This is a genomic window from Saccharospirillum alexandrii, assembly GCF_004000275.1.
Lineage (GTDB): Bacteria > Pseudomonadota > Gammaproteobacteria > Pseudomonadales > Natronospirillaceae > Saccharospirillum > Saccharospirillum alexandrii.
Genome location: NZ_RCIP01000002.1, coordinates 1,066,604 through 1,091,245, shown reverse-complemented (window position 1 = coordinate 1,091,245; position 24,642 = coordinate 1,066,604). Strand labels below are relative to the sequence as shown.

General features: G+C 56.0%; 22 protein-coding genes. 14 read left to right on the top strand and 8 right to left on the bottom strand.

Features of this window, described 5'->3' with window-relative positions:
• The first annotated feature begins 176 nt into the window (after positions 1-176).
• The 5 genes from EP166_RS12685 (at position 177) to cydB (ending at position 7,275) form a co-directional block, all read left to right on the top strand.
• Positions 177-1,973, top strand: a complete 1,797-nt coding sequence (locus EP166_RS12685; protein ID WP_246026286.1) for an ABC transporter transmembrane domain-containing protein — start codon at positions 177-179, stop codon at positions 1,971-1,973.
• Complete coding sequence (locus tag EP166_RS12680; RefSeq protein ID WP_127557506.1) at positions 1,970-3,715, top strand: ABC transporter ATP-binding protein; 1,746 nt, start codon at positions 1,970-1,972, stop codon at positions 3,713-3,715. Before EP166_RS12685 ends, EP166_RS12680 begins: the two co-directional genes overlap by 4 nt.
• 353 nt (positions 3,716-4,068) lie before the next feature.
• Positions 4,069-4,638: a GbsR/MarR family transcriptional regulator gene (locus EP166_RS12675; RefSeq protein WP_127557504.1), complete on the top strand. Its 570-nt coding sequence runs from the start codon at positions 4,069-4,071 to the stop codon at positions 4,636-4,638.
• Positions 4,639-4,870: 232 nt separating this feature from the next.
• Positions 4,871-6,277 (top strand): cytochrome ubiquinol oxidase subunit I, encoded by a 1,407-nt coding sequence (locus EP166_RS12670; protein ID WP_181952719.1) that lies wholly within the window; start codon positions 4,871-4,873, stop codon positions 6,275-6,277.
• On the top strand, positions 6,277-7,275 hold the full coding sequence (gene cydB, locus EP166_RS12665; protein ID WP_246026285.1) for a cytochrome d ubiquinol oxidase subunit II: 999 nt from the start codon (positions 6,277-6,279) through the stop codon (positions 7,273-7,275). The genes EP166_RS12670 and cydB overlap by 1 nt, the downstream gene beginning before the upstream one ends.
• 8 nt (positions 7,276-7,283) lie before the next feature.
• On the opposite strand, the gene EP166_RS12660 is transcribed toward cydB, so the two are convergent.
• Together EP166_RS12660 and EP166_RS12655 are read right to left on the bottom strand one after the other, a co-directional pair.
• A complete protein-coding gene (locus EP166_RS12660; protein ID WP_127557502.1) occupies positions 7,284-7,994 on the bottom strand; it encodes a cupin domain-containing protein in 711 nt (236 codons plus the stop codon).
• Between the two features lie 96 nt (positions 7,995-8,090).
• Positions 8,091-9,086, bottom strand: coding sequence for a YeiH family protein (locus EP166_RS12655; protein WP_127557500.1), 996 nt, complete (start codon positions 9,084-9,086; stop codon positions 8,091-8,093).
• 90 nt (positions 9,087-9,176) lie between these two features.
• Between EP166_RS12655 and EP166_RS12650 the strand changes: the two genes are divergently transcribed.
• Positions 9,177-10,055, top strand: coding sequence for a LysR family transcriptional regulator (locus EP166_RS12650; protein ID WP_127557498.1), 879 nt, complete (start codon positions 9,177-9,179; stop codon positions 10,053-10,055).
• Positions 10,056-10,107: 52 nt separating this feature from the next.
• Here the strand turns inward: EP166_RS12650 and EP166_RS12645 are convergent, their stop codons facing one another.
• The 3 genes from EP166_RS12645 to EP166_RS12635 form a co-directional block, all read right to left on the bottom strand.
• On the bottom strand, positions 10,108-11,187 hold the full coding sequence (locus EP166_RS12645; RefSeq protein ID WP_127557496.1) for a TRAP transporter substrate-binding protein: 1,080 nt from the start codon (positions 11,185-11,187) through the stop codon (positions 10,108-10,110).
• Positions 11,188-11,282: 95 nt separating this feature from the next.
• Complete coding sequence (locus EP166_RS12640) at positions 11,283-12,581, bottom strand: TRAP transporter large permease (protein ID WP_127557494.1); 1,299 nt, start codon at positions 12,579-12,581, stop codon at positions 11,283-11,285.
• A 5-nt stretch (positions 12,582-12,586) separates the two neighbouring features.
• The gene (locus EP166_RS12635; protein ID WP_127557492.1) at positions 12,587-13,150 is read right to left on the bottom strand and encodes a TRAP transporter small permease; all 564 of its coding nucleotides are present in this window, start codon (positions 13,148-13,150) and stop codon (positions 12,587-12,589) included.
• 261 nt (positions 13,151-13,411) lie between these two features.
• On the opposite strand from EP166_RS12635, the gene EP166_RS12630 reads away from it, so the two are divergent.
• Positions 13,412-14,392: a TauD/TfdA family dioxygenase gene (locus EP166_RS12630; protein WP_127557490.1), complete on the top strand. Its 981-nt coding sequence runs from the start codon at positions 13,412-13,414 to the stop codon at positions 14,390-14,392.
• Positions 14,393-14,764: 372 nt separating this feature from the next.
• Here the strand turns inward: EP166_RS12630 and EP166_RS12625 are convergent, their stop codons facing one another.
• Positions 14,765-15,670 (bottom strand): aldo/keto reductase, encoded by a 906-nt coding sequence (locus EP166_RS12625; RefSeq protein WP_127557488.1) that lies wholly within the window; start codon positions 15,668-15,670, stop codon positions 14,765-14,767.
• A gap of 131 nt (positions 15,671-15,801) precedes the next feature.
• Between EP166_RS12625 and EP166_RS12620 the strand changes: the two genes are divergently transcribed.
• From EP166_RS12620 to EP166_RS12600, 6 genes are all read left to right on the top strand, one after another.
• Positions 15,802-16,554, top strand: coding sequence for a GntR family transcriptional regulator (locus tag EP166_RS12620; protein WP_246026284.1), 753 nt, complete (start codon positions 15,802-15,804; stop codon positions 16,552-16,554).
• A 116-nt stretch (positions 16,555-16,670) separates the two neighbouring features.
• Complete coding sequence (locus EP166_RS12615; protein ID WP_127557486.1) at positions 16,671-17,792, top strand: Gfo/Idh/MocA family protein; 1,122 nt, start codon at positions 16,671-16,673, stop codon at positions 17,790-17,792.
• A 627-nt stretch (positions 17,793-18,419) separates the two neighbouring features.
• Positions 18,420-18,752: a hypothetical protein gene (locus tag EP166_RS12610; protein ID WP_127557484.1), complete on the top strand. Its 333-nt coding sequence runs from the start codon at positions 18,420-18,422 to the stop codon at positions 18,750-18,752.
• Positions 18,753-18,818: 66 nt separating this feature from the next.
• A complete protein-coding gene (locus EP166_RS12605) occupies positions 18,819-19,208 on the top strand; it encodes a hypothetical protein (protein WP_127557482.1) in 390 nt (129 codons plus the stop codon).
• A gap of 101 nt (positions 19,209-19,309) precedes the next feature.
• Positions 19,310-19,432, top strand: a complete 123-nt coding sequence (locus tag EP166_RS21635; RefSeq protein WP_281276792.1) for a hypothetical protein — start codon at positions 19,310-19,312, stop codon at positions 19,430-19,432.
• A 227-nt stretch (positions 19,433-19,659) separates the two neighbouring features.
• Entirely contained in the window at positions 19,660-20,694 is a 1,035-nt protein-coding gene (locus tag EP166_RS12600; protein ID WP_127557480.1) for a hypothetical protein, read from the top strand.
• 294 nt (positions 20,695-20,988) lie between these two features.
• Here EP166_RS12600 and EP166_RS12595 read toward each other — a convergent pair whose 3' ends face one another.
• Positions 20,989-22,680 carry a GGDEF domain-containing protein gene (locus tag EP166_RS12595; protein WP_127557478.1) on the bottom strand — a complete coding sequence of 564 codons (1,692 nt, stop codon included), beginning with the start codon at positions 22,678-22,680 and terminating at the stop codon, positions 20,989-20,991.
• A gap of 126 nt (positions 22,681-22,806) precedes the next feature.
• Positions 22,807-23,697: a LysR substrate-binding domain-containing protein gene (locus tag EP166_RS12590; protein ID WP_127557476.1), complete on the bottom strand. Its 891-nt coding sequence runs from the start codon at positions 23,695-23,697 to the stop codon at positions 22,807-22,809.
• Between the two features lie 138 nt (positions 23,698-23,835).
• Here EP166_RS12590 and EP166_RS12585 point away from each other — a divergent pair, with 138 nt between their 5' ends.
• Positions 23,836-24,636, top strand: a complete 801-nt coding sequence (locus EP166_RS12585) for a citryl-CoA lyase (RefSeq protein ID WP_127557474.1) — start codon at positions 23,836-23,838, stop codon at positions 24,634-24,636.
• Positions 24,637-24,642: the final 6 nt, after the last annotated feature.

Below are 24,642 nucleotides of genomic sequence, written 5' to 3'. Positions count from 1 at the left end.
GGCTGCGACAGAGTGCACAGTTTTACGCCACCTGACGTAACGGTTGAATCGGTTTGACGAAACAGGACTGGCTTGATCATTGTAGGGGTACAAACGACTGACATCGCCCGGCGGGCGTCACAGAATCAGAACGTGAGCGGTGTATAAAATAATGCTTGCGGCAGTAGCGAAAACCGTTGCATTTGCCTATTCTGGCCCGCCTGCCTAACCCGGTTATTGAGGTTACTGTGTCGGTTTTCTGGAAATTACGCTGGTTTTTCAAAGTCGAATGGCGCCGTTACTGCATTGCAGTAAGCGCACTGGTCATCGTCGGCTTTGCGGTTCTGATTCCGCCCTGGATCACCGGTCGGGTGGTCGATGGCATTGCCGCAGAGACACTCACCCTGGATCAGCTCTGGTTGAATGTTGGTATTGTGCTGGGCGTCGCCGTCGTCAGTTATGTGATGCGTGTCGTCTGGCGCGTGTCGTTGTTCGGCGCCAGTTATGCTCTCTCAAACCGCTTGCGTCGCGATATATACCGGCACCTGACTCGCCAGTCCTCGTCTTTTTTCCAGAAACACAATACCGGTGATTTAATGGCGCGTGCCACCAATGACATTCAGGCGGTGGAAATGACGGCCGGTGAAGCCGTACTTGCCTTGTTTGATGGCGCCCTGACCGGCATATTGGTATTAACAGTAATGACCACTCAAATCAGCTGGCAGCTCACGCTCATTGCGCTGGTCCCCTGGCCCATTGTCGGTTTTTTCATGTGGCGTTTTGGTCAGGAATTGCATGCCTCCTTCCGGCTCGCACAAGCCCGTTTTAGCGACTTGAACGACAAGGTCCAGGAAAGCATTTCCGGCATCCGGCTGATTCGTGCCTTCGGTCGCGAAAACGTCGAAGACGCTCAGTTCAACGCCATTGCCCGCGAAGCCAATGCCGCTAACCTCGCAGTAGCACGCACCGACAGCAAATACGACCCGGCCATTTCTCTGGCCGTGGGTATGTCGTTTTTTCTGAGTGTGGCCGGCGGTGCCTGGTTCATTGTGAACGACCAGCTAACCCTGGGGCAACTGACCAGTTTTACGTTGTATCTGGGCTTTATGATCTGGCCCATGTTCGCCGTCGGCTGGATGCTGAACCTGGTCGAACGAGGCCAGGCAGCCTACGAACGCATCGATGAGCTGATGCATACCGAACCGGACATCAAAGACAACGGCACCTTCACCGGCGATGCCGATGCCGCCATAGACATGACCATTCGTGCGTTTCAGCACTCGCCTGAACAGGCACCGGTATTACAGGACCTGTCACTATCGGTACAGGCCGGTGAGCTGATCGGCATTGTCGGCCCAACCGGTGCTGGCAAATCAACGCTACTTGATTTACTGGCCCGGCTGCAGGAAGGCGAGGGCGCAGACGTTCGGTTGGGTGGCCGGCCGGTCGCCGAGTTCACGCTCGACAACTTGCGCCGGCATTTGTCGGTCGTGCCGCAAACGCCATTTTTGTTTACCGCTACCGTGGCGGAAAACATTGCGCTGGGTCAGCCGGATGCAAGCCGCGACGCGATCGAAGCCGCCGCTCGTATTGCCCAGATTCACGAAGACGTTCTGCGCTTCAGCGACGGCTATGAAACGCTTGTGGGCGAGCGGGGCGTAACGCTCTCCGGCGGTCAGAAGCAACGCGTCGCCATTGCCCGGGCCCTGTTGACCGACGCTCCGGTACTGGTGCTCGACGATGCGCTCTCTGCTGTTGATGTTCGCACCGAGCAGGGCATTCTCTCGCACCTGAAAGCGGCCCGCGCCGGGCGCACAACGCTGATCAGCTGCCACCGGTTAACCGCCATCGAAGAAGCCGACCAGATTCTGGTGTTGGACCAGGGGCGTTGCATCGAACGCGGCACGCATCAACAACTGCTGGCACAGGGAGGCTGGTATCAGCGCACCTTTGCCTACCAGCAACTGGAACAAGTAGTGGAGGCTGGCCAATGAAAGGCACCTTTACTCGCTTGTTGCGCTACGGTCTGGCGTACCGGCCCATGCTGATTCAAGCCGTACTGCTGCTCACCCTGGCAACCGCCGGTAACGTGCTCGGCCCCTACCTGATCAAGGTGTTTATCGACAGCTTCCTGACACCGGGTTACTGGGCGGTGACACCGCTGGTGGGTTTGGTGCTGGCGTATCTGACCGCGCAACTGATATCCGCCGTGTGCTTCTTCCAGCAGGCCATTCGCTTTAACCGCATTGCGCTGAACGTGGTGCAGACCATTCGCGAGCAGGTATTCGCCAAGGTGATGCGCCTGCCACTGGCGTTTTTTGATCACACCCCGACCGGCAGCCTGATCAGCCGCATTACCAACGACACCGAAGCGATCAAAGACTTGTACGTCAACGTCATTTCCGTGGTGATTCAAAACAGCATCCGCATGACCGGCATTCTGATCGCGATGGCTTTTCTGAACCTGAAACTGATGCTGATTTGTGTGGTTCTGGTGCCAGCGGTGATCAGCATCATGCTGATTTACCAGAAGCTGTCGACGCCGGTGTTCCAGCAAGTGCGTACCCTGCTCAGTGACATTAACGCGCGCATGAACGAAGGCATTCAGGGCATGTCGGTGATTCAGCTGATGAATCAGCAAGGCCGCTTCAGCCGCGCCTTTGAAACCACCAGCACCGACCATTACAAGGCCAAGATCCGCAATGTCATGATCGATGGCCTGATGCTGCGCGCCCTGGTCGACCTGGTTTACATGGCCTTGCTCGCTGGCTTGCTGTTCGCCTTCGGCTGGGATTTCCTCAGCCCCGCCGGGGCGATTCAGGTCGGCGTTATCTACGCTTTTCTGAATTACCTGGGCAACCTGACCGAACCGGTCATCGACATGATCTCGCGGCTGAACATGTTTCAGCAGGCACTGGTCTCGGCCGATCGTGTGTTCAAACTGCTCGACGAATCGACGGTGGCTGTGCCAGCCCATCCGGAAAGCCCTCGCGATGCGTCGGTTAAATTCGAAATCGAGGCCTTCAGTTACGATGGCCGCAGCACGGTGCTGACCGACGTGAACCTCAGCATCGAACCCGGTCAGTTTGTCGGCATCGTTGGCCACACCGGCTCTGGCAAGAGCACGCTGATGTCGTTGCTGATGGGCTTTTACCCGGTTGAACTCGGCACCGTGCGGGTGGGAGAAATTCCCCTCGACCGCATTGACCCGGCCGAGCGCAGCCGACGCATGGGCCTGGTGCAGCAAGACCCGTTCATCTTCATGGGCACCATTGCCGACAACATTCGCCTGGAATGGGACCTCACCGATGCGGAAGTAGAGCAGGCTGCCCGTCAGGCCCAATTGCACGACGCCATCATGCGCATGCCCAAGGGCTACCAGACCGTGCTGACCGAACGCGGTGGCAACCTCAGCAACGGCCAGCGCCAGTTGCTCAGCCTGGCCAGAACCCTGGCCCGCAAGCCGGACATTCTGATTCTCGATGAAGCCACCGCCAACATCGACAGCCACACCGAGGCACTGATCCAGCAGTCGCTGATGGCACTGCGCGGCCACATCACCATCATCGCCATCGCTCACCGCCTGAGCACCGTCATGGAAGCGGACCAGATCGTTGTGCTCCACCAGGGCCACATTCAGCAACAGGGCCACCACAAGGCGCTGATGGCCGAAGAAGGCCTCTATCGCCACATGTATGAGTTACAGCAGCAAAAGGACCCTGTTGTTTCTGCTTAGGTGCCAGGGCCTTTGAATGTGGTTCTATTTGAATCGGCACGGAGAAGCTTCGGGCTGCCGGGTATGCTCATTGGAGGCCGTCAGACCGCAGGACGCGGGCTGTCGAGCCTACCTGGATGTATTTACGGCGTGCCTCCAATGAGCATACCCGGCAGCCCCTCTGGCTACCATCGGGCGTGGACAAAGCTGGCCATGGCTAAAGACCCAGCACATCCCGCCACCTTTACGTCCCTGCCCCCTGAAAATTCTTGCATATTGCTCAGATCTTTCTAAACTTTCAGAAAATACTGAAACTTCAATAATCTGATGATCTGCATCAAGGGTGTGGGATCGGGGTTCTGATAGAGGGCGCGATGAAGCTGACCACTGAACTGGAAAACATGATTCTGCACTTTGGCGAAATGGGCAGTCGCTGGGGCTTCAACCGCACCGTGGGGCAGATGCTGGCGTTGCTGGTGTTCAGTGATGAACCCCTGTCGGCCGACGATATTGCCGCGTCGCTGAGCATCTCGCGCGGCAACGTCAGTATGGCGTTGAAGGAGCTGCACTCCTGGCGGCTGATCCGGACGCACCGTGAGCCGGGCGACCGCAAAGACTACTTTTTGGCCAACGGCACCATCTGGGAGCTGTCGCAACAGGTGCTGGAAGAACGCAAGAAACGGGAAGTGGACCCAACCCTGTCGATGCTGCGCAGCCAACTGATGGCCAGTGAGCAGGATGACATGCCGCACCACGCCCGCCAGCAGATGCAGGAAATTCACGACCTGCTGGAACTGTTTAACCACTGGTTCGACGACATGCAGCACATGAAACCCGAACACCTGCAGGCACTGATGCGACTCGGGTCTGGCGTCGGCAAAGTATTGGAAATGACTGACCGGTTGCGACCGAAAACGAGAAAGAAAGCCATCGGCAATGACTGAAATATTCAAGATGTGGAGTTTGTCGAATTAACAAGCAGCGGTTACCTGGTGTGCCCCTGAGGGGTAGTCCGCAACATGGATGTTGCGGTCTAGGCCCGAATCGTCGGACCGCCATGGACAGATTTACGCCGGCCCCACAGGGGCATGCCAGGTGACCGATGCGGGCCAATGCCACCTAATGGGCCCGAACTCCGAATCTTGACTGAGTGTTAACTGTTTTTCCGGAGGATCTATGGAGTCACAATTGGCCGATGTCTTGATGTTGTCGCGCATTCAGTTCGCCGCCAACATCAGCTTTCACATATTGTTCCCGACCATCACCATCGCACTGGCCTGGTTTCTGGTTTACTTCAAAGTACGGCACGAAATCAGCGGGCATCCGGTCTGGATGCGGATCTATCGGTTCTGGGTGAAGGTGTTCGCGCTGAGCTTTGCGCTCGGTGTGGTCAGCGGCATTACCATGAGCTTTCAGTTCGGCACCAACTGGCCAGGTTTCATGGAAACCGTGGGTAACATTGCCGGGCCACTGCTTGGCTATGAAGTGCTGACTGCGTTTTTCATGGAAGCAACCTTTCTCGGCATCATGTTGTTCGGAAGCCAAAGAGTGCCCAGCTGGTTGCATACGCTATCAACGTTTCTGGTCGCCATTGGCACCTCGCTCTCTGCCTTCTGGATCATCGCGCTGAACAGCTGGATGCACACACCCGATGGCTTCGAAATGATCAATGGTGTGGCCCACCCCGTTAGCTGGTGGGACATCATTTTTAACGCGTCCATGCCATACCGGCTGACGCATATGATGATTGCCTCTGGCCTCACCGCGGCGTTTCTGATTGCGGGCTTATCGGCTTATCGCTTGTTGAAAGGCGATACCAAGCTGGCACCGCGCAAGGCGATGAGTGCGGGCATCGTTGTGGCGGCCTTGTTGATTCCAGTGCAGATTTTTGTGGGTGACTTGCATGGCCTCAACACCTTTGAACATCAGCCGCAAAAAGTGGCGGCCATGGAAGGCGTTTGGGAGACCGAGCGCGGTGCTCCGTTGCTGCTGTTTGCCTGGCCCGATGAAGAAACCCGTTCCAACGCCTTTGAAGTCGGTGTGCCCGGGCTGGCCAGTTTCATTCTGACTCACGATATGAACGGTGAAATTCGCGGGCTGAATGAATTTGAAGAAGAAGGGCATCCGCCGGTAAAACCCCTGTTTTTCGGTTTTCGCATTATGGTGGGTCTGGGGCTGTTAATGCTCGCGGTCAGTTGGCTTGGCAGCTGGTTTTTGTGGCGCCGGGGCGCGGTGCCGGTATGGATGCAGCGCACCCTGGTCGGCATGACGTTCTCGGGCTGGCTGGCGACACTGGCGGGCTGGTACGTGACTGAAATTGGCCGACAGCCCTGGCTGGTGTCAGGTGTATTGCGCACCTCGGAAGCGGTGACCACGGTACCGGGAGCGCAGGTGGGTTTATCGTTGACGATGTATCTGTTGGTCTACGCCGTCCTGCTGTTTGCCTACCTGCAGACCCTGTTTTACATGGCGCGTAAATCGGTTGAAGTCGAAGAGTTTGAACGCGAGGTCGATGTCGATCTCGACGAACTGCAAGCCCGCGCTGCCGCCGAGCCCAATGCCAACCACCAGGAGGCACGCTGATGATCATCACCGAATGGCTACCAGAAATATTTCTCGTCCTGATGGGCCTGGCCGTTCTGATTTACGCCGTGCTCGATGGCTATGACCTCGGCGTCGGCTTGCTGCTGCCGATGGATAACGAACCCCAACGCAGCCAGATGATCGCCTCCATCGGCCCGTTCTGGGATGCCAACGAAACCTGGCTGGTGCTGGCCGTGGGGATCTTGCTGATCGCCTTTCCCGAAGCCCACAGCCTGGTGTTGCGCGAGTTGTATTTGCCCGCCGCCTTCTTGCTGATCGGGCTTATATTGCGGGGCGTCTCCTTCGACTTCCGCGCCAAAGCCGTTACCGGCCATCGCCGCCTGTGGGATCACGCCTTCAAGGCAGGCTCGCTGATCACCTCGCTGACGCTCGGCTATATGCTGGGCCGTTATGTGCTGGCGTTTCAGACCGGCTGGGTGGCGCAGGGGTTTGCCGTGCTCAGCGGCATCTGCGTCAGCGCGGCGTTCGCCTACATTGGCGGTGCCTGGCTGGTGATGAAATCGGAGGGGGAATTGCAAATCCGGGCGGCCTACTGGTCGCGGCGCGCCGGCTGGTTTGCCGCCTTGGGCATAGCCGCCATCAGTGTGATGAACCCCCTGGTCAGTGCCGATGTGGCCGAACGCTGGCTCAGCATGCCTGCGGTGTTTCTACTGATCCCGATTCCGCTGGTGTGTCTGATTTTGGTAGTGCTGGTCGATCAGTACCTGAAGCAGGTGCCAACGCGGGATGATGTCGGTTGCTGGTTTCCTTTTGTTGCCGCAGCTCTGCTCTTTTTGCTGAGCTTTCTGGGCCTGGCTTACAGCTTTTTCCCATACGTGGTGCCGGGTAAACTCACGGCGGCGGAAGCCGCCAGTGCGACTGCCTCGCTACAGTTCATCGGCGTAGGCGTTGCCATTGTACTGCCGCTCATTCTGGCATATACGGCGTTTGCCTATCGGGTGTTCTGGGGTAAGTCGACCGAACTCAAATACTATTAATGTGCGGCTTACTGACCCAGATGCCCTGTCTTCACCCAGGCTTCGGCACCCGCCGCCAGTTCGACGGTCGATAGTGAGGTCGCCGGCAACCGAATCCAGGTGCCGGCACTCCATGGGCGCCCTGCGTAGTCGCAGGCACCGCTCAGCAACAGCAACTCTATGCCACCGGGGTGGTCTTCTGCGGTCAGTTTCAGGTTGTCTTGCGCGCGCAACCAATGCACCTGTTCGTAGTCGTTAAACAATACGGAGGATTCCCGTGACTGGCTCGGACTGACCACAAGGTGATTCCGATCATCGGGCCGGAATTGCTGCAGCTTCACCAGAATCAGGCAGCCTGGCTGGCTGCGTGGTTTGTGCTGTGACCCGGGTGGGTTGCGCACATAGGTGCCGGCCGGGTAATCCCCGTTTTCATCCGAGAACACCCCTGCCAATACCAGAAACTCTTCGCCCAGCGGGTGCTCATGCCCGGCAAACTGGCTGTTCGGTTCATAGGCCACCAGGCTTGTCGCCCGCGTCGTCTGCTCGCCACCGTTGCGCTCCAGCAATATTCGCTGAACACCCGGCGCTGGTGAAGGCACCCATTGGGCTTTGTCGGTATTGATGATGGCCGGTTGGGTAAGGTCTGCGTTCAGGGCGGTTACAGGCAGGGCGTCAGCGTGCTGAGTACGATTCGGGCGGTTTTCATAGAGCCGCCGCCAGTAGGGATCCAAAGCGTTCATTAACCAGTCCGTGCAAGCATGTATACATCAGTATACTCACAGACGCGTTGATTGGATGCCCGGCGTGACAGCAGGGGCGCGAATTTCAACGGCCCGTTAGAACATTGTTACCAAAGCCGACGTCAACCCAAGCCCGCCACCCAACAGCAGAACGAACAAAACCCCCGCATGAGCCACCGGGCGCCAACCGGCGGTTTTCAGGTCGCACCAGCGCGCCTTGATGCCAAGGGCGACCATCGCCAGTGCCAGTGCCAGTTGAGCCAGCCATTGCAATGCCGTGATGACAGCCGGCGGCAACCAACCCAGGCTGCCGACGCCAGCGGCGAGCATAAAACCGAAGACAAACCAGGGGATTGGCAGTGGGGCTCTGGTAGCGTCAGTCGATTCATGCCGACGCAAACGAATGAAAACCTGAGCCAGTACCAGAACAACCGGGGCCAGCATCATCACGCGCACCAGCTTGGTGACGACCGCAAATTCCATGGTCTCCGCACCCATCGACTGGCCAGCGGCGACAGCCTGAGCGACTTCGTGCACGGTGCTGCCGATGTAAATACCAAACCAGGCCGGGTCGAGCCCGGAATAGGCGAACAGCAGCGGGTAGGTGAACATGGCCAGGGTACCGAAGATAACCACCAGCGCCACCGAGAGGGTCACATCCTGATCTCGGCCTTTAATCACCGGGTTGGCGGCCATGATGGCAGCGGCACCGCAGACGGCACTGCCGACTGAAGCCAGCGAAGCAAGCTCGGGGCTCATTTTCAGGCACCGAATGCCAAACCAGATGCCGAAACTCAGTACCACCACTATCATAATCGCATCGGCCACCAGGGCAGGCCAGCCGACGGCGACGAGTTGGGTAAGACTCAGGTTAAAGCCAAACAGAATGATGCCCAGGCGCAGCAGCTTTTGCTGGGCAAACCCCAGCACGGCCTTGGTTTTGGCGGTCGGTTCGGTCGCCAGCGGCGAGTTGCCATAGAGCGCACCGATCAGCACGGCCAACGGCAGGGCGCTCAGGCCAATGCCCGCCAGCAACGGCAGTTGAGACAGCAACAAGGCTGCGCCTGCCAAACCTACCAGTATCCACACCATGACAAAGCTCCCATTCAAGTGCGGTTACTGTAGTTTGGTCCTTAACATAAGTATAATGGATATAACTTAACTAATAGTTCGGCTGGGCTTATGAATTTCACCCTGCGTCAACTGGCCATATTCGAAGCAACGGCTCGCCTCGGGCGCCTCACCCTGGCGGCCGAAGAACAGGCCATCAGCCAGTCTGCCGCCAGCCAGGCCGTCACGGAGCTAGAGCGGCAGATGGGGCTGGCGCTGTTTGAACGCCGTGGCCGGGAGTTAGTGCTTACGTCGGCTGGGCGCGACCGCCTACCGCAGGTGCGGCTGATTCTCAGCGATTGTCAGCGGCTGGCGGAAGGGTCGGGCGATGACCTTGCCGGTCAGCTACGCATTGCCGCTAGCACCACCATCGCCTGCTATGTCATCCCAGGCGTGTTGGCCCAGCTAACGGAGCAATACTCGGGCATCCGCCCGGCCATCGATATCCAGAACACCCGGGGCGTGCTGCAGCAACTGGAAACCGGCCAGGCACAGATTGGCTTGATCGAAGGGCCGGCCGTGCATGATTATTTGCAGATTCGGCGCTGGCAGGAAGACCGCTTGGCGCTGTTTGTAACCCGGAGTCACCCGCTGGCCGATGAAACACAGGTATCTGTCGACCAGCTGGAAACCCTGGACTGGATCGTCCGCGAGCCCGGCTCCGGTACCCGGGAGGTGTTCGATACTGCCATGCAGGCAGCGGGCATACAGCCGAAAATACGCTTAACCCTGAGCCGGCAGGAGGCCATTAAACAAGCCGTACTAAGCGGGCTAGGGGCCGGGTGTTTATCTCACCTGTCGCTTGATGCTGACGGGTCGGGCCGTTTTGTACCGCTTAATACGGATCTGACATTGGTGCGGTCTTTCTCTTGGGTGTGTTCGCCCGAGGCGATTAAATCACCGCTGGTGCAGGCGTTTATGAAGGCATTGAACCCAATGCATCAGCCATAAAAAAACCGCCAGGCCCATAAGGCACTGGCGGCAAAGCAGCAATAATGAGTTCTTAGTTCAGGTCGCGCTCGTAGCTTTCGTTGATCATCGCATCGGCTTTTTCAGCTTCGCTGCGCAGCAGGTCCAGCCACATTTCGCCGTCTTCAATGTTCTCGACAAACCAGTCGAACGCCGGGGTGGCCGCTTGCAGGAATTGCTCTTTCTCTTCCGGGGTGGGTACATAGACTTCACCGCCGGCTGCTGCGAAATCACGATAGGCCTGAATCGACTTGCGCTTCGGTGACGTGAAAGTCGCTTGCTGCAGGGCATCGAAACCATCGACAACGACGCGACGCATGTCTTCCGGCATGTCCATGAAAACGTCATTGTTCATGTACCACAGGGCCGCCATGTAAGCATGACCGTCGAGCGTCAGGTACTGCAGGCCGGCTTCCGGGAATTTCATCGACATAATGTCGGTGATGCCGTTCTTGGACCCTTCAACCACACCGGTTTGCAGTGAGGTGAACAGCTCTGGCCAGGGGATCGGTGTCGGGCTGGCGCCCAGGCCACGGGTCAGTGCCTGCGGCAGGTCGGCGACCACCGTGCGGATCTTCAGACCTTCCAGATCTTCCGGGGTACGCACGGTTCTCTGGGTGTTGGCAAAGTTGCGCCAGCCGCCCGTGTTACCGATGGTCATCAGACGAACCTGATCGTTGGAGTCTTCCAGAATGGCATCGCGCATTTCACGGGTGAAGTCACCGCGCAGCACGGTTTCAGCCATGCGGTCGCTGCTCAGAATGTAGGGCAGATCCAGCACCTGAACGTACGGATACATGTTGGCCACACCACCGGAGGTGGAGATGTAGATGTCGACCGACCCGTCTTCCAGGGCTTGCATGCACTCGGTACCGTTACCGCACAGCTGGGTGCCGAGGAAAATGTCGACTTCAATGGCACCGTTGGATTGGGCTTCAACGAAGTCTTTGAACACGACCAGGCCATCGTAATCTTCGTCGTTTTCATTGGCGTTGGAGACAGCGCGCAGACGGTAGTCTTCCGCGCTGGCAATGCCCATGCCCAGGGTTAACAGAGTACCGGTCACGGCTCCAACGCATTTTGCGATGAGTTTTTGCTTGCGATTCAAACGCATGGCTCTTACCTCTTGTTGTCGTTGTAGTGTTATTTATTGTTGGTTGTTGTGCTTTCGGTCTTGCTTTCAGTGTGCAACAGACGTTGCACCGTTCGTCATGCGGGCCAAGGCATCAGGCCCAGCAGACGGGGAACGGTCAGTGAAATTTCCGGTACAAAGGTGATTAGGAAAATCACCGCAATCTCGGCGGCCAGGAACGGCAGGATAGCCTTGGCGATCGATTCCACCCGCTCGCCGGAAACGCTCGAGGCCACAAACAGCACCAGCCCCATCGGCGGAGTCGCCAGCCCAACGGTCAGGTTCACGCTCATGATCATCGCAAAGTGCACCGGGTCGACCCCGATCGATGTGAAGATCGGCGCGAGAATCGGGCCGAGAATAATGATCGCCGGGCCGGCATCGAGAAACATGCCGACAATGAACAGCATGATGTTGATTAGAAACAACAAGATGTAGGCGTTCTCGCTCAGCGTCAGCATCCACTCGGCCAACATTTGTGCAGACTGCGACAGGCTAACGACGGTCTTAAACGCCATGGCCGAGCCGACCAGCAGCAATACCACCGCGGAACCCATGGCACTGCGCACAAAGACCGATGGCAATTCCGTCAGCTTGACCGATTTCAATACCCACACACTGAGTATCAGGGCGTACGCAACAGCGACGGCCGAGGCTTCAGTGGGCGTGAAAATACCGCCCAGAATGCCACCCAGAATAATGATCGGCGTCAGCAAAGGCAGAATCGCTTTCTTGGTCGCACCGGCACGCTCTGGCCAGGTGTATTTGTGGCCAGAGGTGGGAAAGTCATAGCGCTTGGCCATCAACGCAGTAATGAGCATCAGCGAAGCACCCATCAACACCCCTGGCACAATACCGGCCGCAAACAATGAGGCGACTGATACTTCCATGGTGTAGGCGTAAATAATCATAATGCCGGAAGGCGGAATGATCGGCCCGATGACGGATGAGGCCGCGGTAATGGCGGCCGCAAACTTACGTTTATAGCCGTTCTTTTCCATCGCCGGAATCATCATCGAACCGATGGCCGAGGTATCGGCGACGGCCGAGCCGGAAAGGCCGGCAAACAACATGCTCGACATGATGTTCACGTGAGCCAGGCCGCCACGAACATGGCCGATGAACGCCTGCGAAAAATCCACCAGTCGAAACGTAATGCCGCCCCGGTTCATCAGCTCACCGGCGAGCATGAAAAACGGAATCGCCATCAGCGGAAAAGAGTCGATGCCGTTATAGATGTTGCGAAACAACAGCGGCAAATCGCGGTCCATGCCTTCCCACAGCAGCATAAAACCGGGGGCAAACAGGGTGGCAAAAAACACCGGCATGCCAATTAGCAGCACGATCAAAAACAGAGGTAAAAAGAGAATCAACATACTGTTTACTCCATCGCCAGCTGGGCTCTGCCGTGTTTGGGTTTAATGCCAAGCCGGTCGTTGAAATCACGAAACAGCAGAGCGCCGGTTTCTTTCAGCAGCAGTTCAATGTTGACCAGAATCATGGTGCCAAAACAAACGGGCATGGCCAGGTAGATCCAGGCGCGCGGAAGGTTGAAGCTGGCTGCACGGGTGCGAAAACCACGCTGAAAAAACTCCAGCCCCATGGTGAACAGGTAATACAGAATGATCAGTGCGGCGACGTAGAGCACTATCTTCAGCAGCGCAGCGACAACGCGTGGCAGAAAATCGTGCAGCATTTCAATGGCAACGAATGAGCCTTCTCGGTAAGCCGCAGCAGCCACCAGCGCCATCATCCAGATCATAAAGGCGCGGGCCACTTCTTCGGGCCAGGGCTGGGCGTTATTGAACACATAACGCATCACCACCTGAAACAGGATGGACGACACCATCAGGGTCACGCAGATCCACGCGAGGAACTTGCCAACCTTGGCAATGGCGGTGTTCAGAAACATCAGGGCTTTCAACGGCAACAGCAGGGCGTTCATAGCAGAACACCTGGGTGTGCCGGATGCCGGTTCATTGTTGTCATTGTTGAACCTCTCTCATCAGGGCAGTGAAAACGTTAACAGCCCTTTTACTTGATGTAAATCAATAGTGGATGAATTTTTTCGCGAATGGTGTTCGGAATAAATTCATTCACTATTGATTTACTTTTTAAATTCAGGTTGCTAGAGTGGTGTTATCACAGGCTCAGAGTGCGGTGCGTGCCGGTTTCAGGCAGCCCGACCGTCCATCCAGGAGGCAGCATGACAATAAAAATCGATCACATACCCGAGCAAAAACAGGTCAATGGCCGGGATTTTCCGCTGGTAGTAGCACCGCACAACGACGCAGTAGCCAATGACGCCAGCGCCTTCGATGCCTGGGTCTCTGAGCAGCAGGAAGCCCTGAAAGCCCAGTTGATTGAGCACGGTGCCATCCTGTTTCGCGGTTTCCCGGTCACCGATGCCGATGCTTTTGAACGCCATCTGGATCACACCTCCTTCAAGAACATGCCCTACGTCGGCGGCGCGGCTCCGCGCAACCAGGTCACGGCGTCGCGCATCGTAACGGCCAACGAATCACCGGCGTCTGAGACCATTCCGTTTCACCATGAAATGGCCCAGGTACCGAACCCGCCGGGGTACATCTTTTTCTACTGCGAAAAAGCCGCCGAAGAGGGCGGTGCAACCTCAATTCTGCACTCGGGCGAGATCTATCGCGCCTTTAGCGACATCAACCCGGAATTCGCCGAGCGCCTGGAAAAAGAAGGCGTGCGCTACAACCGCGTCATGCCGGAAGTGACCGACAAGGGTTCGGCCATTGGCCGCTCCTGGAAAGACACCTTCCAGGTGCAGACTCGCGAAGACGCCGAACGCGTGATGACCGAGGCCGGCATGGACTGGGAATGGCTCGACAATGGCAATTTGCTGACGCGCACCCGCGTGCTGCCAGCCATTCAATTCGACAAAGAAACCCGGCAAAAGGTGTTCTTTAACGCCGTGCTGGCGGTCTATACCGGCTGGAATGACAGCCGCAACGTAGGCACCAAAGCGGTTACCACCGGTTCCGGCGAGTACATGGACCCCGAAGTCATGGATGCCACCGTTAAAGCCATGGATGAGTTATGCGTCAACTTCAAATGGCAAGATGGCGACGTGCTCTGGATCAGCAACTACACCGTCCTCCACGCGCGCCAGCCCTTTAAAGGCGAGCGCAGTATTCTGGCGTCTATCTCCTACAAGTGATCGTTAGCGGCGGTGGTTGCTCCTGGCACGGTAGGCTTCAGTGCCAGTCGTGTTTGTCTGTGGTTGGGTTTGCTTCCTGTACGGTAGGCTTTGGTGTCAGTCGTTCAGGCCCCCGCCGTTCCTTCCCTTCTCCCGGTCTGAAGGGGCTTCCATGCCCCATCATCCCTACCGCAGGCGTCCTGCCTGCTGTTCAGTGAAGCAACGCCGGTGACCTTTTGAATGAGGTTGCATCAACGTTTCTTAGCTTCACAGCGAAAGTTTTAAGTTTGTTCGATTGGCCGGCGCGGCCGGAGTCGAATAAGAACAAGTAGCCTCCAACGAACTAAAAAAGGCGCGTGAAAACGCGCCTTTTTCTTCTCTGGAAGTTAGCCTTCAAGGCACTTCCTGCCCCGCAGCAGCGGTCCAGATTTCGAACCAGGTCTCGCGGTCAATCGTGATGTCCATGGCCTGTGCCAGACCTTTGATGCGCTCGATGTTATTGGTGCCGACAACGGGCAGAATGCCAGCCGGGTGAGCCAGCAGCCAGGCAAACGCGGCGAGGTCGACGCGGCCCTGGGCTTTGGATTGGGCGACGTCTTCGAGCAATGGGCGCACGCGTTTAGCCGCGTCATCGGAACCGAAGATCTGGCCGCCGGCCAGGGGTGACCAGGCCATGGCCTGTATCTGGTCGAGTTGCATCGCGGCCAGGGTGCCGTCGGTGAAGGCGCTGCGTTCCAGTACGCTCATCTCGATCTGGTTAACGCACAGACGGTGCTTCATGTTCGCCTGCAGCAAACGCCACTCGTGAACCCCAAAGTTGGAGACGCCGACGGCGCGGATTTTCCCGCTGTCGATCAGCGCATCGAGGGCGGCACCGGTCTCGGCCGCATCCATCAATGGGTCTGGCCGGTGAATCAGCAACAGGTCCAAGTGGTCAGTGTGCAGGTGGCTCAGGCTGTTATCGACGCTGGCGTTAATGTACCCGGCGCTGGTGTCGTAGTGTTTGACGCGACGGTTCGGGAACTTGTCGGTGGCCAGGGCAATGTCGCACTTGCTGATCAGTTCCATTTTATCGCGCAGCGCGGGGTCGGCCGCCAGAGCAGTGCCGAACAGGATCTCGCATTCGTAGTTGCCATAGATGTCGGCGTGGTCGAACGTGGTGATGCCTTCGGCCAGAGCCGCATCGATTTTGGCACGAACATGGTCGACCGAGGTATCCTGATCATCGGCCAGGCGCCAGACGCCATAAACCAGCCGGCTCAGTTCGACGTCGGTGTTGGGAAGGTGAATGCGTTGCATGGTGTTCTCCACTGGGCGATCAGGCCCTTATTGTTGGCAATGAGTCAGAAATGTTGGCATTCGCACCCTAACAAGGTATGCTCAACATGTAAATGAATAGTGAATGAATTTCACTGATCAGGGTAACAACAATGACCACAACAACCCCGAAAATGTCAGGCAGTGCATCATCCGGTAAGAAGCAGACCAAACGCCTGCCATTGTATATTCAGATCAGCGAATTGCTGCACCGCGAAATCGCCGCCGGCCATTACCAGATTGGCGAACGCCTGCCGATTGAGGCCGATCTCGCCACCCAGCTGGGGGTGGCCATTGGAACCTTGCGCAAGGCGCTGTCCAAACTGGAAAGCGACGGCATGCTTGAGCGTCGCCAGGGCTCGGGCACCTATGTCAAAGCCACGCTGAACAACCGGGCCGTGTATCAACTGTTCCGGCTCGAATTGCTGGAAGGCGGGGGCATGCCCAATGCCGATACGCTCAGCGTAACAGCGGCCGAGAACCCCTACGTGGCCGGTCAGCTCGGGTTGGAGAGTAACACACCGCTGTGGTGTATCCGCCGGTTGCGTTACCTGAACCAGACACCGGCGGCCGCCGAGGAAATATGGCTCGATCAGCAGCACGACCCTGCGCTAAGTGCCGAGAAGCTACTGGAAAGTTTGTACAAACACTATCGCGATCACTTCGATTTCTGGATCACCCACATTGAAGACCGCATCAGTTGCACCGGCGCGCCAGGCTGGGTGGCCGACCTGCTCGGCAAAGCACCCGATACGATGCTGGGGTTTGTAGAACGGCTGAGCTGGTCGAGCAACGATCGGGTTGAAGAATTTTCCTACACCTGGTTCGACCCGACCGTGGTTCGTTACATTTCCCGTTTGTCGTAAGGCGTTTGGTAACGGGCCGTTCTGTTGAATGGTTCATGTTGCCTGTGGGCGACGTTTGAACATCACTTAAATGCACTTATTTGTCTCAGTAAACAGTCACAACAGTGGAGTACGCAATGGCACAGGTTCGATACGGCGTTTTGGGATGCGGCATGATGGGGCAGGAACACCTGCGTAATCTGGCGCTAATAGAAGGCGCTGAGGTGGTCGCAATTTTTGAACCCGACGCAGCCATGCGCGATGCCTGTGCTCAACTGGTGCCCGGTGCCAGCTTTGTCGATTCGGTCGAGGCCCTGTGTGCCCGGACCGATCTCGATGCCCTGCTGGTTGCCAGCCCGAACCATTGCCATGCCGACCAGTTACTGACCCTGCTGGCCCACACCCAACTGCCGATTCTCATCGAAAAGCCGCTGGTCACCCGCATCGACGACGTAGAGCCCGTCCGCGCGGCTGTGGCGGCGCACCCGGCCCCGGTTTGGGTGGCCATGGAATACCGCTACATGCCCCCGGTGACTCGCTTGCGTGAACACGTACAAGCGGTTGATGCCGGGCCCGTATCGATGCTCAGCATTCGCGAACATCGCTTTCCGTTTTTGCCGAAAGTGGGCGACTGGAACCGATTCAACGCCAACACCGGCGGTACCCTGGTCGAAAAATGCTGCCACTTCTTCGATTTGATGCGGTTGCTGCTCGAAAGCGAAGCGACCTCAGTGATGGCCAGTGCCGGTCAGGATGTTAACCACCTCGATGAAGCCTACAACGGCCAAACGCCCGACATTCTCGACAACGCCTACGTGATCGTGAATTTCGCCAACGGCAAACGCGCCATGCTGGAGCTGTGCATGTTCGCCGAAGGCTCGCGCTACCAGGAAGAGATCAGCGCCGTGGGGCCCACCGCCAAGGTCGAATGCCTGGTGCCCGGCCCCGGCCGCTTCTGGCCCGACCACCTGGGCGAGCCACCAACTCCCAAGGTGATAGTGAGCCCGCGCGACCCCAAAGGCCCAATAGAATCCGACATCCCGGTCGACCCGGCCCTGCTGGAGGCTGGCGACCACAACGGCTCTACGTTCTACCAGCACCTGGGCTTTTTCAAAGCCATCACCGAAGGTGCTGCGGTAGAAGTCACCGTAGAAGACGGCTTGAAAGCAGTCGTTCTCGGCCTGGCCGCTCAAGCCTCCGCTCAGGAAGGCAAAACCATGCGCATCACCAACAACGGCTTTGGTTTCGAACCCGCTTAGAGCACAAGCCCGTCCAAACTCCTTCAGGGGTGCGACTCGCCACCCACTAACCCAGCTCTCTCCCACCCAATGGGGGAGAGCTGTGGAGAGGGTTCTTCTCAATAGCCTGAACCCAACCAAACCAGGGCAAGTGTGGAGAGAGGGCGCAAACGATACCCTCACCACATAACCACTTGCCAACTTCATCTCAGAGTGCCATGGTGTCAATACAACCTATTCTGCCTTGGTGTGCCCTGTAACCGGCCGGGCGGTAGCGAATCTGATCGATTCTCACGCCTAACGTTATTGTTCCATTCAGTCGCGCGCTAGAACCCGAGACTCCGTTGAACCGACGCTAGCTACTACAAACTTAATTGTAACTGTGTGAACTTCATCGCAATCAAAGACTGAATCGCGACGCATATCCCTGTGAAAAACCGGAATATGCGTCGCAGACGACGCTGATGCATGGAATCATCGTCTGAAGCGACGGTTTTACTGGTTTTGATATCACTTAGGTGTGGCAGCCTAATGTCGCTTAATGCCCTGTGTAGCTGGGCCTTAGCGAACGTACTTTATGGGTTATGTGAAACTTCCGCCGGAATAAGGGGCGGAGTCGACGATGAACAAGCTGTTATGTGAGAATCTATGACTGATACTGTAATTCTGCAAAGAATTAGAAATCGAATAATAGAGCTGCTTGATTGGTTTAGTGACGAGTCAAAATTTAATAGTGCAATTTCGAATATTGAAATGTGGGAAGACTGGGTACGGGACAATGATGTTGAATCTTTTGAGTATCCAGTATTCACGCAAGAAGAAATCGTTTCCCTAAAACCAGTTTCGGTAGCATGGGAAAATATTTCCTTAGATACCAAGCAAACTGATACTGAGTGGATTGTTTTTTCTAGAAAATGTGCCGAGGCACTTACGATATTAAATAAACGTGGATTGCTATCAGAGACTGTGGCAATCACATAACAAATGCAGGCAGTCGACGCGAAAAATCCCGCGCAACTGCTGCAAGCGTTATACAACAGGACGAGTATGAGTGCTAAGCCTATTCTCGATAGTGATTTCTACCATGACGGAAGAGGCCCAGAGCTTCAAAGAGTCGTGTGGAAGCCTAGGGGAGCAGTCCTCGTTGGTTTCGAGTATTTCAATCCTGATGAGGAGTATGTCCCCGACAATTTGAGGCACTTGGTTTTAGAAGGCGTTGAAGCATACAGCATGGCCTCAGAAGAGGTGCACGGTAGCATCTTAGCCACTGGAGAAAGTCGAGCAGCGATATTTGAGGTTATGGATTCCACATGGCTGGCCTCTCTGAATCAAGCACACCTATCGAACTGCAAGCACTATCAAGTGATGTTCTACGACGAAGTTTTTGATTTGGTATGTAGAGGCATAAAGTCAGGTTTGGGGCCTATCAATGCATAACAATCGCAGGCACAGCGAAAGCTTTTTCGTTGCGGCTTTGCCTCCACTACAAAGCTGCGCGTGCTGCGGGCGTTATAACTGCAATAAATAGGAGGATGAAAATGGAAACCGTAGGTATGGTATTTGGAATTATAGGATTTATATTCGCATTAGCAGCGCTAAATGAAACTAGATCACTAAAAAAGAAGTTGGAAGAAAGTGGTGTTTTGACCGGGGAAAAATAACTAATTTTTCACTGCGCTGGCCTGCGCCGCTTGTCGGGTCACGCCAATGAGAAAGACTGAAAATGTTCATAGTAATAATCAGTAAGTACAAAACAATCAGTGAAGGCCAAAGTTATAACAAGTGTATCGTGACTCAGCGGCTACGCCACTTGGACCTCCGTTCCGTTGCTTCGCAACTACACTTCGGCCCCACATACAAGCGTTAAGAGCAAGGAGTTCATCAAAAAATGCCAGACTTAGCTAATAGGTGGGCAGGCCGTCTATACGGGACTAACACAGGAAATGTTTTTCTTGATTTAAATCAGGATGGACGAAATGTGTCTGGCAGATTGAGAATAATGGACTCAATTTTTGGTGTTTCGATCTACGATTACACCGGCTCGGTTGATGAAGAGTTTTTGTTGCACTGCACTCCATACCAAGCCGCTGAAGGTGTCGAGCTGGGGGATGTGAACGTAAGGGGGCATTTGACGCAAGAAGGCAACATTCGTGGAGAGTGGGAGTCGACAATCGGCACTGCTGGCACCTTTGAACTTTATCCACATGACATAGCGTCAGCAGACCCTTCTGAAAGGAATCGCAACCCAGAACAGATCCACAACAAAACTATTCCTTTGGGATCGGTTCGTCTTTTCAAAGACGACTTGATTCAACTGATCGATTTCATAAAAAAGGATTTTAGCAAAGGAAGAGTCATTGTGACTTACTCGCTAAGAGGTAGCGAGCTTACAAAATATGCCGATGATTTTTTTGAACAGCTAGATGGAATAGAGCGGCTAAACTACATCAAGATTGTAATCCAAGAACCCGAGGCGCATGGCATCAATCGTGTTATTGTCGTGGAGCTTGTGGCTAATGGGGCTAGTGAAATCCGTGTTTCCGGCATCAACGAATCATGGGTTCTTGGTAAATCTGAATCTATATTTCAAGCACTGAAACCAAAGCAGAATTCTTTAGTTACCACATATAGGAAGTATGGCCTTAATCTTAATGGGGCGATATTCATTGCTATGCTAATCGCTATACCCGATATGCAAGATTGGGAAAGAAGGGCTATATTTGTAATATCAGTGTTTTTTTTGCTCAACTTTTTGCTATTTGTTCATAATAAATTTATACCTAATACCGCAATTTATCTTGAGCAAGTTAAGCCAGGCTTCTTCAAGCGAGCATGGCCTAGTATTTTGTCTTGGGTTATTGCGGTTAGCAGCTCAATAGTTGCAGCATATATATTTTCACTTCTCAATAGCGGCGGCTCTTAACAAGCGCATGTTGCCGGACTGTGAACTTCACCCGCTTTAGTGGACACCTCAAGGCCTACCAGCGGTGTACCAAGGGGCCTCGCTTCGTGCCATTGAACAGCCACTTCAGTAAAGAAATATCGATCGAGCCATTCTCACCTGCCTTAAAACCCGGCACCAGCCGGTGTCTGATCCGTTTGACCGGGTCAGGCTGTCCAACGCGGCTGCCGCCGCAACGTCAACCAAAACCGAACGCCAACGCGACGGTCGTCGCAATTCCTGTCAATCGAACCGCCCATTCCGCTCGTAGTCGAGTCAATCAGCGTGATAGTAAAACCGGTTCCTGCCTAATCCTTTGGCGCGATACATGGCTTGGTCTGCCTGGTTAAGCAGGGAGTCGATTGTATCGGTAGGCTGGGTCAGGTAGCCGCCGACGCTGACCGTTATATGGCAATCATCGTGCATGGTTTCTTCAACCGCCAATCGAATTCGTTCCCCCAGTTGCATGAGGGTGTCGGCATCGCAGTCCACCATAACAATCAAAAACTCATCTCCACCCCAGCGAGCAGCCTGATCATAGATTCTGAGGTTGTCTCGCAACAAGGTGGCTACCTGAATCAACGCCTGGTCACCGCGGGCGTGGCCGTGTTGGTCGTTCAGTTCTTTAAAGTGGTCAAGGTCGATCCACAGTATCCCGAGCGATGTGTTCTCGCGATGGGCACGGTCGAGCCAGGTGGTCAGGGTGTCAGTTAGGCCCCGGCGGTTGAGTAGATTGGTGAGCGAGTCTATGCGGGCCAGGGTTTCCAGCTGGCGGGTGCGCTCCTGCACGCGATCTTCCAGCTCATCGGTATGGCGAAGAATGGACTCGGCCATCTCCCCAAAATACGCAATCAATCGGCCGACTTCTCTCTGTGCTTTGGGTAAGCGCTCAACCTTGAAGGTGCCATTCTGCAGCGCGAGCATTGACCCACCCATTTTTTGCATAGGGATCAAAAACCAGTGATTCAGCAGCAGGTAGATCATGACCAGGCTGGCAATCAGCATGACCGACATCAGCGCCAGGGTACGAAAAAAGGGCTCTACGGGCATCAGTTCGGTCAGGTCGATCAGGGTAACCGCAAACCAGTCAATGTCGGGTAGGTGGGCGATGCCGAGCAGGTGGCGGGTCCCTTCCCGGGTTACAAATACCGTTTCAACCGGCGTCTCACCCTGACGGTTTTGTATCAGCTCGAGCATCTTTTCTCTTACCATTGCCTCGTCTTCCGGCGTATCCAGTAACCGGTCGATGGTGTTCTTTTGGCCATCGGGTTTAACCTGGGTGGCGAAATCGATCAGCGACGCGTCGCGATAGAGCTGTATGGCGCCGCTGGCATCCAGAAACAACGAGGTAATGCCCGGCTGGTTAAGGTCGACGATGTCGCGCAAAAAGGGCGCCAGCTCAAGGCCTGTTCCGGCCAAGCCTAGAATCTCGCCCGTTTCGCTGCGAATTTGAGCATCGATCCACAGCATGGTGACGCCCAGCTCCGGGTCCGGGTTGACGTTGAGGTGAAAATCCCGTCCGCCCTTGATCAACTGATAAAACCAGGCATCTTTGGCGGCATGTTCATTCAGCGTGTATCGATGCAAGGCCGAGGCGTAATCGTTGTTGGCATTGTTGAAGTAATAGGCGCCGGTATTCTCTAAAGCGACGAAGAAGTTGCGGTCGCGAAAGCTCTGCCGGTATTGCTCCATCTCCTGTTCAGCTTTACGCGTCAGTTCCGGGTCATTCTGGCCATTGGCCCAGCGCTTAATAACGCTAGAGTTCGCGAATTGTTGCGACAGCGCGATTTCACGGTCCAGTGGTTGTGACAGCCGGGCGCTGTCATAGAGAACCTGTATCTCGGCTATCCGTTGCCCCCATTGCTCAATGATTGTTGTGGCGGAACGGTTAAAGAGATACAGCGCAATTAATGACGAGACGAAGATAAGTCCGGCCGTTATTAAGATGAAACGGTACTTCAGACTCAAGGGCGTGCTCCAGGATGGTCCTTTTACGTTCAAAAAGTATAGTCCAGCGACACGCATCTGCCTGTGGATTGTTGAGGTGTAATCGCCCGCCCAATGCCCGGTTTGGTTGACAGTGGTGACTAACCGTCAGCGCGGCTGCCCCTGCAGCGCCAGTTCGCGAATGATGTTGGCCATGTACCGCGTGGCCAGGGGGCGGTCGTGGTTGCGGTTCCAGAGCAGGCCTGGGGTGCGGATTGGCGTCGGGTTTTCCAGCGCCACAGCAACCAGACAGGGCTCGCCGCTCAGGGCGTTGTCGGAGACGATGCTGCACAAGTGCGTGCGCCGCACCAGTTCCACCATGGGGGAAATGGCGTTCATCTCAGCTACCACTTGCGGTTCGGCCCCGGCGGCTTCAAAGCACTCGTCCAGCAACTGCCGTGTCGAGAAATTCCGGGTCAACAGCGCCAGTGGCAACCCATTCAGCTCGACCATGCGCACCCGTTTGCGTTTCGCCAGCGGGTGGGTCGGGCTCATGATCAGCTTCAATTCTTCATTGAACAACGGCTCGAACCAGAGCCCGCGCGGCACCGCCGGCCGGTAGGAAATGCCCAGATCCAGCGTACCGTTCTCCAGCCCCTGGGCGATCTGGTCACCTGACAATTCCTCAACAATCACCTTCACCTGCGGAAACTTCTCCATAAAGGCGGCCAGGCACTGCGGAATCAGCTGCACGTTAAAGCTGTGCGTCGCCGCAATGCGCAATTCCCCGGTTAACTGATCGGGTGAGGCTTTCAAGGCCCCGACGGCGGCATCCACCTGTTTCAGAATGGGGGTAATGGTGTCCACAAAGTCACGCCCGGCCTGAGTCAGCGATACCGACTTGCCATCCCGGTTGAACAGCGTGACGTCCAGCTCATCTTCCAGCTGTTTGATCTGATGCGACAGCGTCGACTGGGTAACGTGGGTGCGTTCGGCCGCCCGGGTGAAGTTCTGCACCTCGGCCAGTGCCACGCAATAACGCAGGTGTCTCAGTTCCATGGGCGCTCCGGTAGGTTGTGGGTTAAATCATCGATGTCATCGATCATTAATATCGAAATTTATCATTTTTGTAAATTAAGGCGGGGGCATAAGGTGAGAGCAACTCAAAAACAACCATAAAAAACACGGGAGCCGACCATGAAGATAGGGCGAGAAACCACGCCGAAAACGGCCATCTGTACTTCGAACGAACACACCATCGTCGTGCGCGGCCAGGACCTGTGTCAGGACCTGATCGGCCAGACCAGCTTTACCGACTACTTCCTGCTGTTGCTAACCGGCAAGCAGCCTACTGATGCGGCCCGCAAGGTGGTCGATGCCACCCTGGTCTCCATAGCCGAACACGGCTTCGTGCCCAGCGTGCAGGCCAGCCGCATGACCTACGCCGCCGCACCGGATGCCCTGCAGGGCGCCGTCGCCGCCGGTATTCTCGGCTGTGGCCCGGTTATTCTGGGTGCATCGGAAACCGCCGGGAAAATGTTTGTGCGCATCCGTGAACGCATGAACGACGGCACCAGCCTCGATGACGCCGCCCTGGCCGAAGTACAGGCCCTGCGCGCCGAGCGTCAGCCAATTCCGGGCTACGGTCACCCGCTGCACAAGTCCCGCGACCCGAGAGTCGATGCGTTGTTCAAGGTTGCCCGCGAAGCCGGTGCAAACCTCGACTTTATCGCCACCGCCGAAGCCGTTGAGCGCGCCATTCCCCAGGTGATCAGCAAAGAACTTAAGTTGAATGTTTCCGCCGCGATTCCTGCGGTATTGCTGGGCGTCGATTTTCCGGTCTCGGCCCTGCGCGGTATCCCGATTCTGGCGCGGACCGCCAGTTTGATCGCGCACCTGTCAGAAGAAGCCGAACAGCCGAGCGGGTTTGCGCTCTCCTACCAGGCCACGCAAAACCTGGACTACACCGGCGAAACGCCCGACGGCTATACAGCCTGATACCGA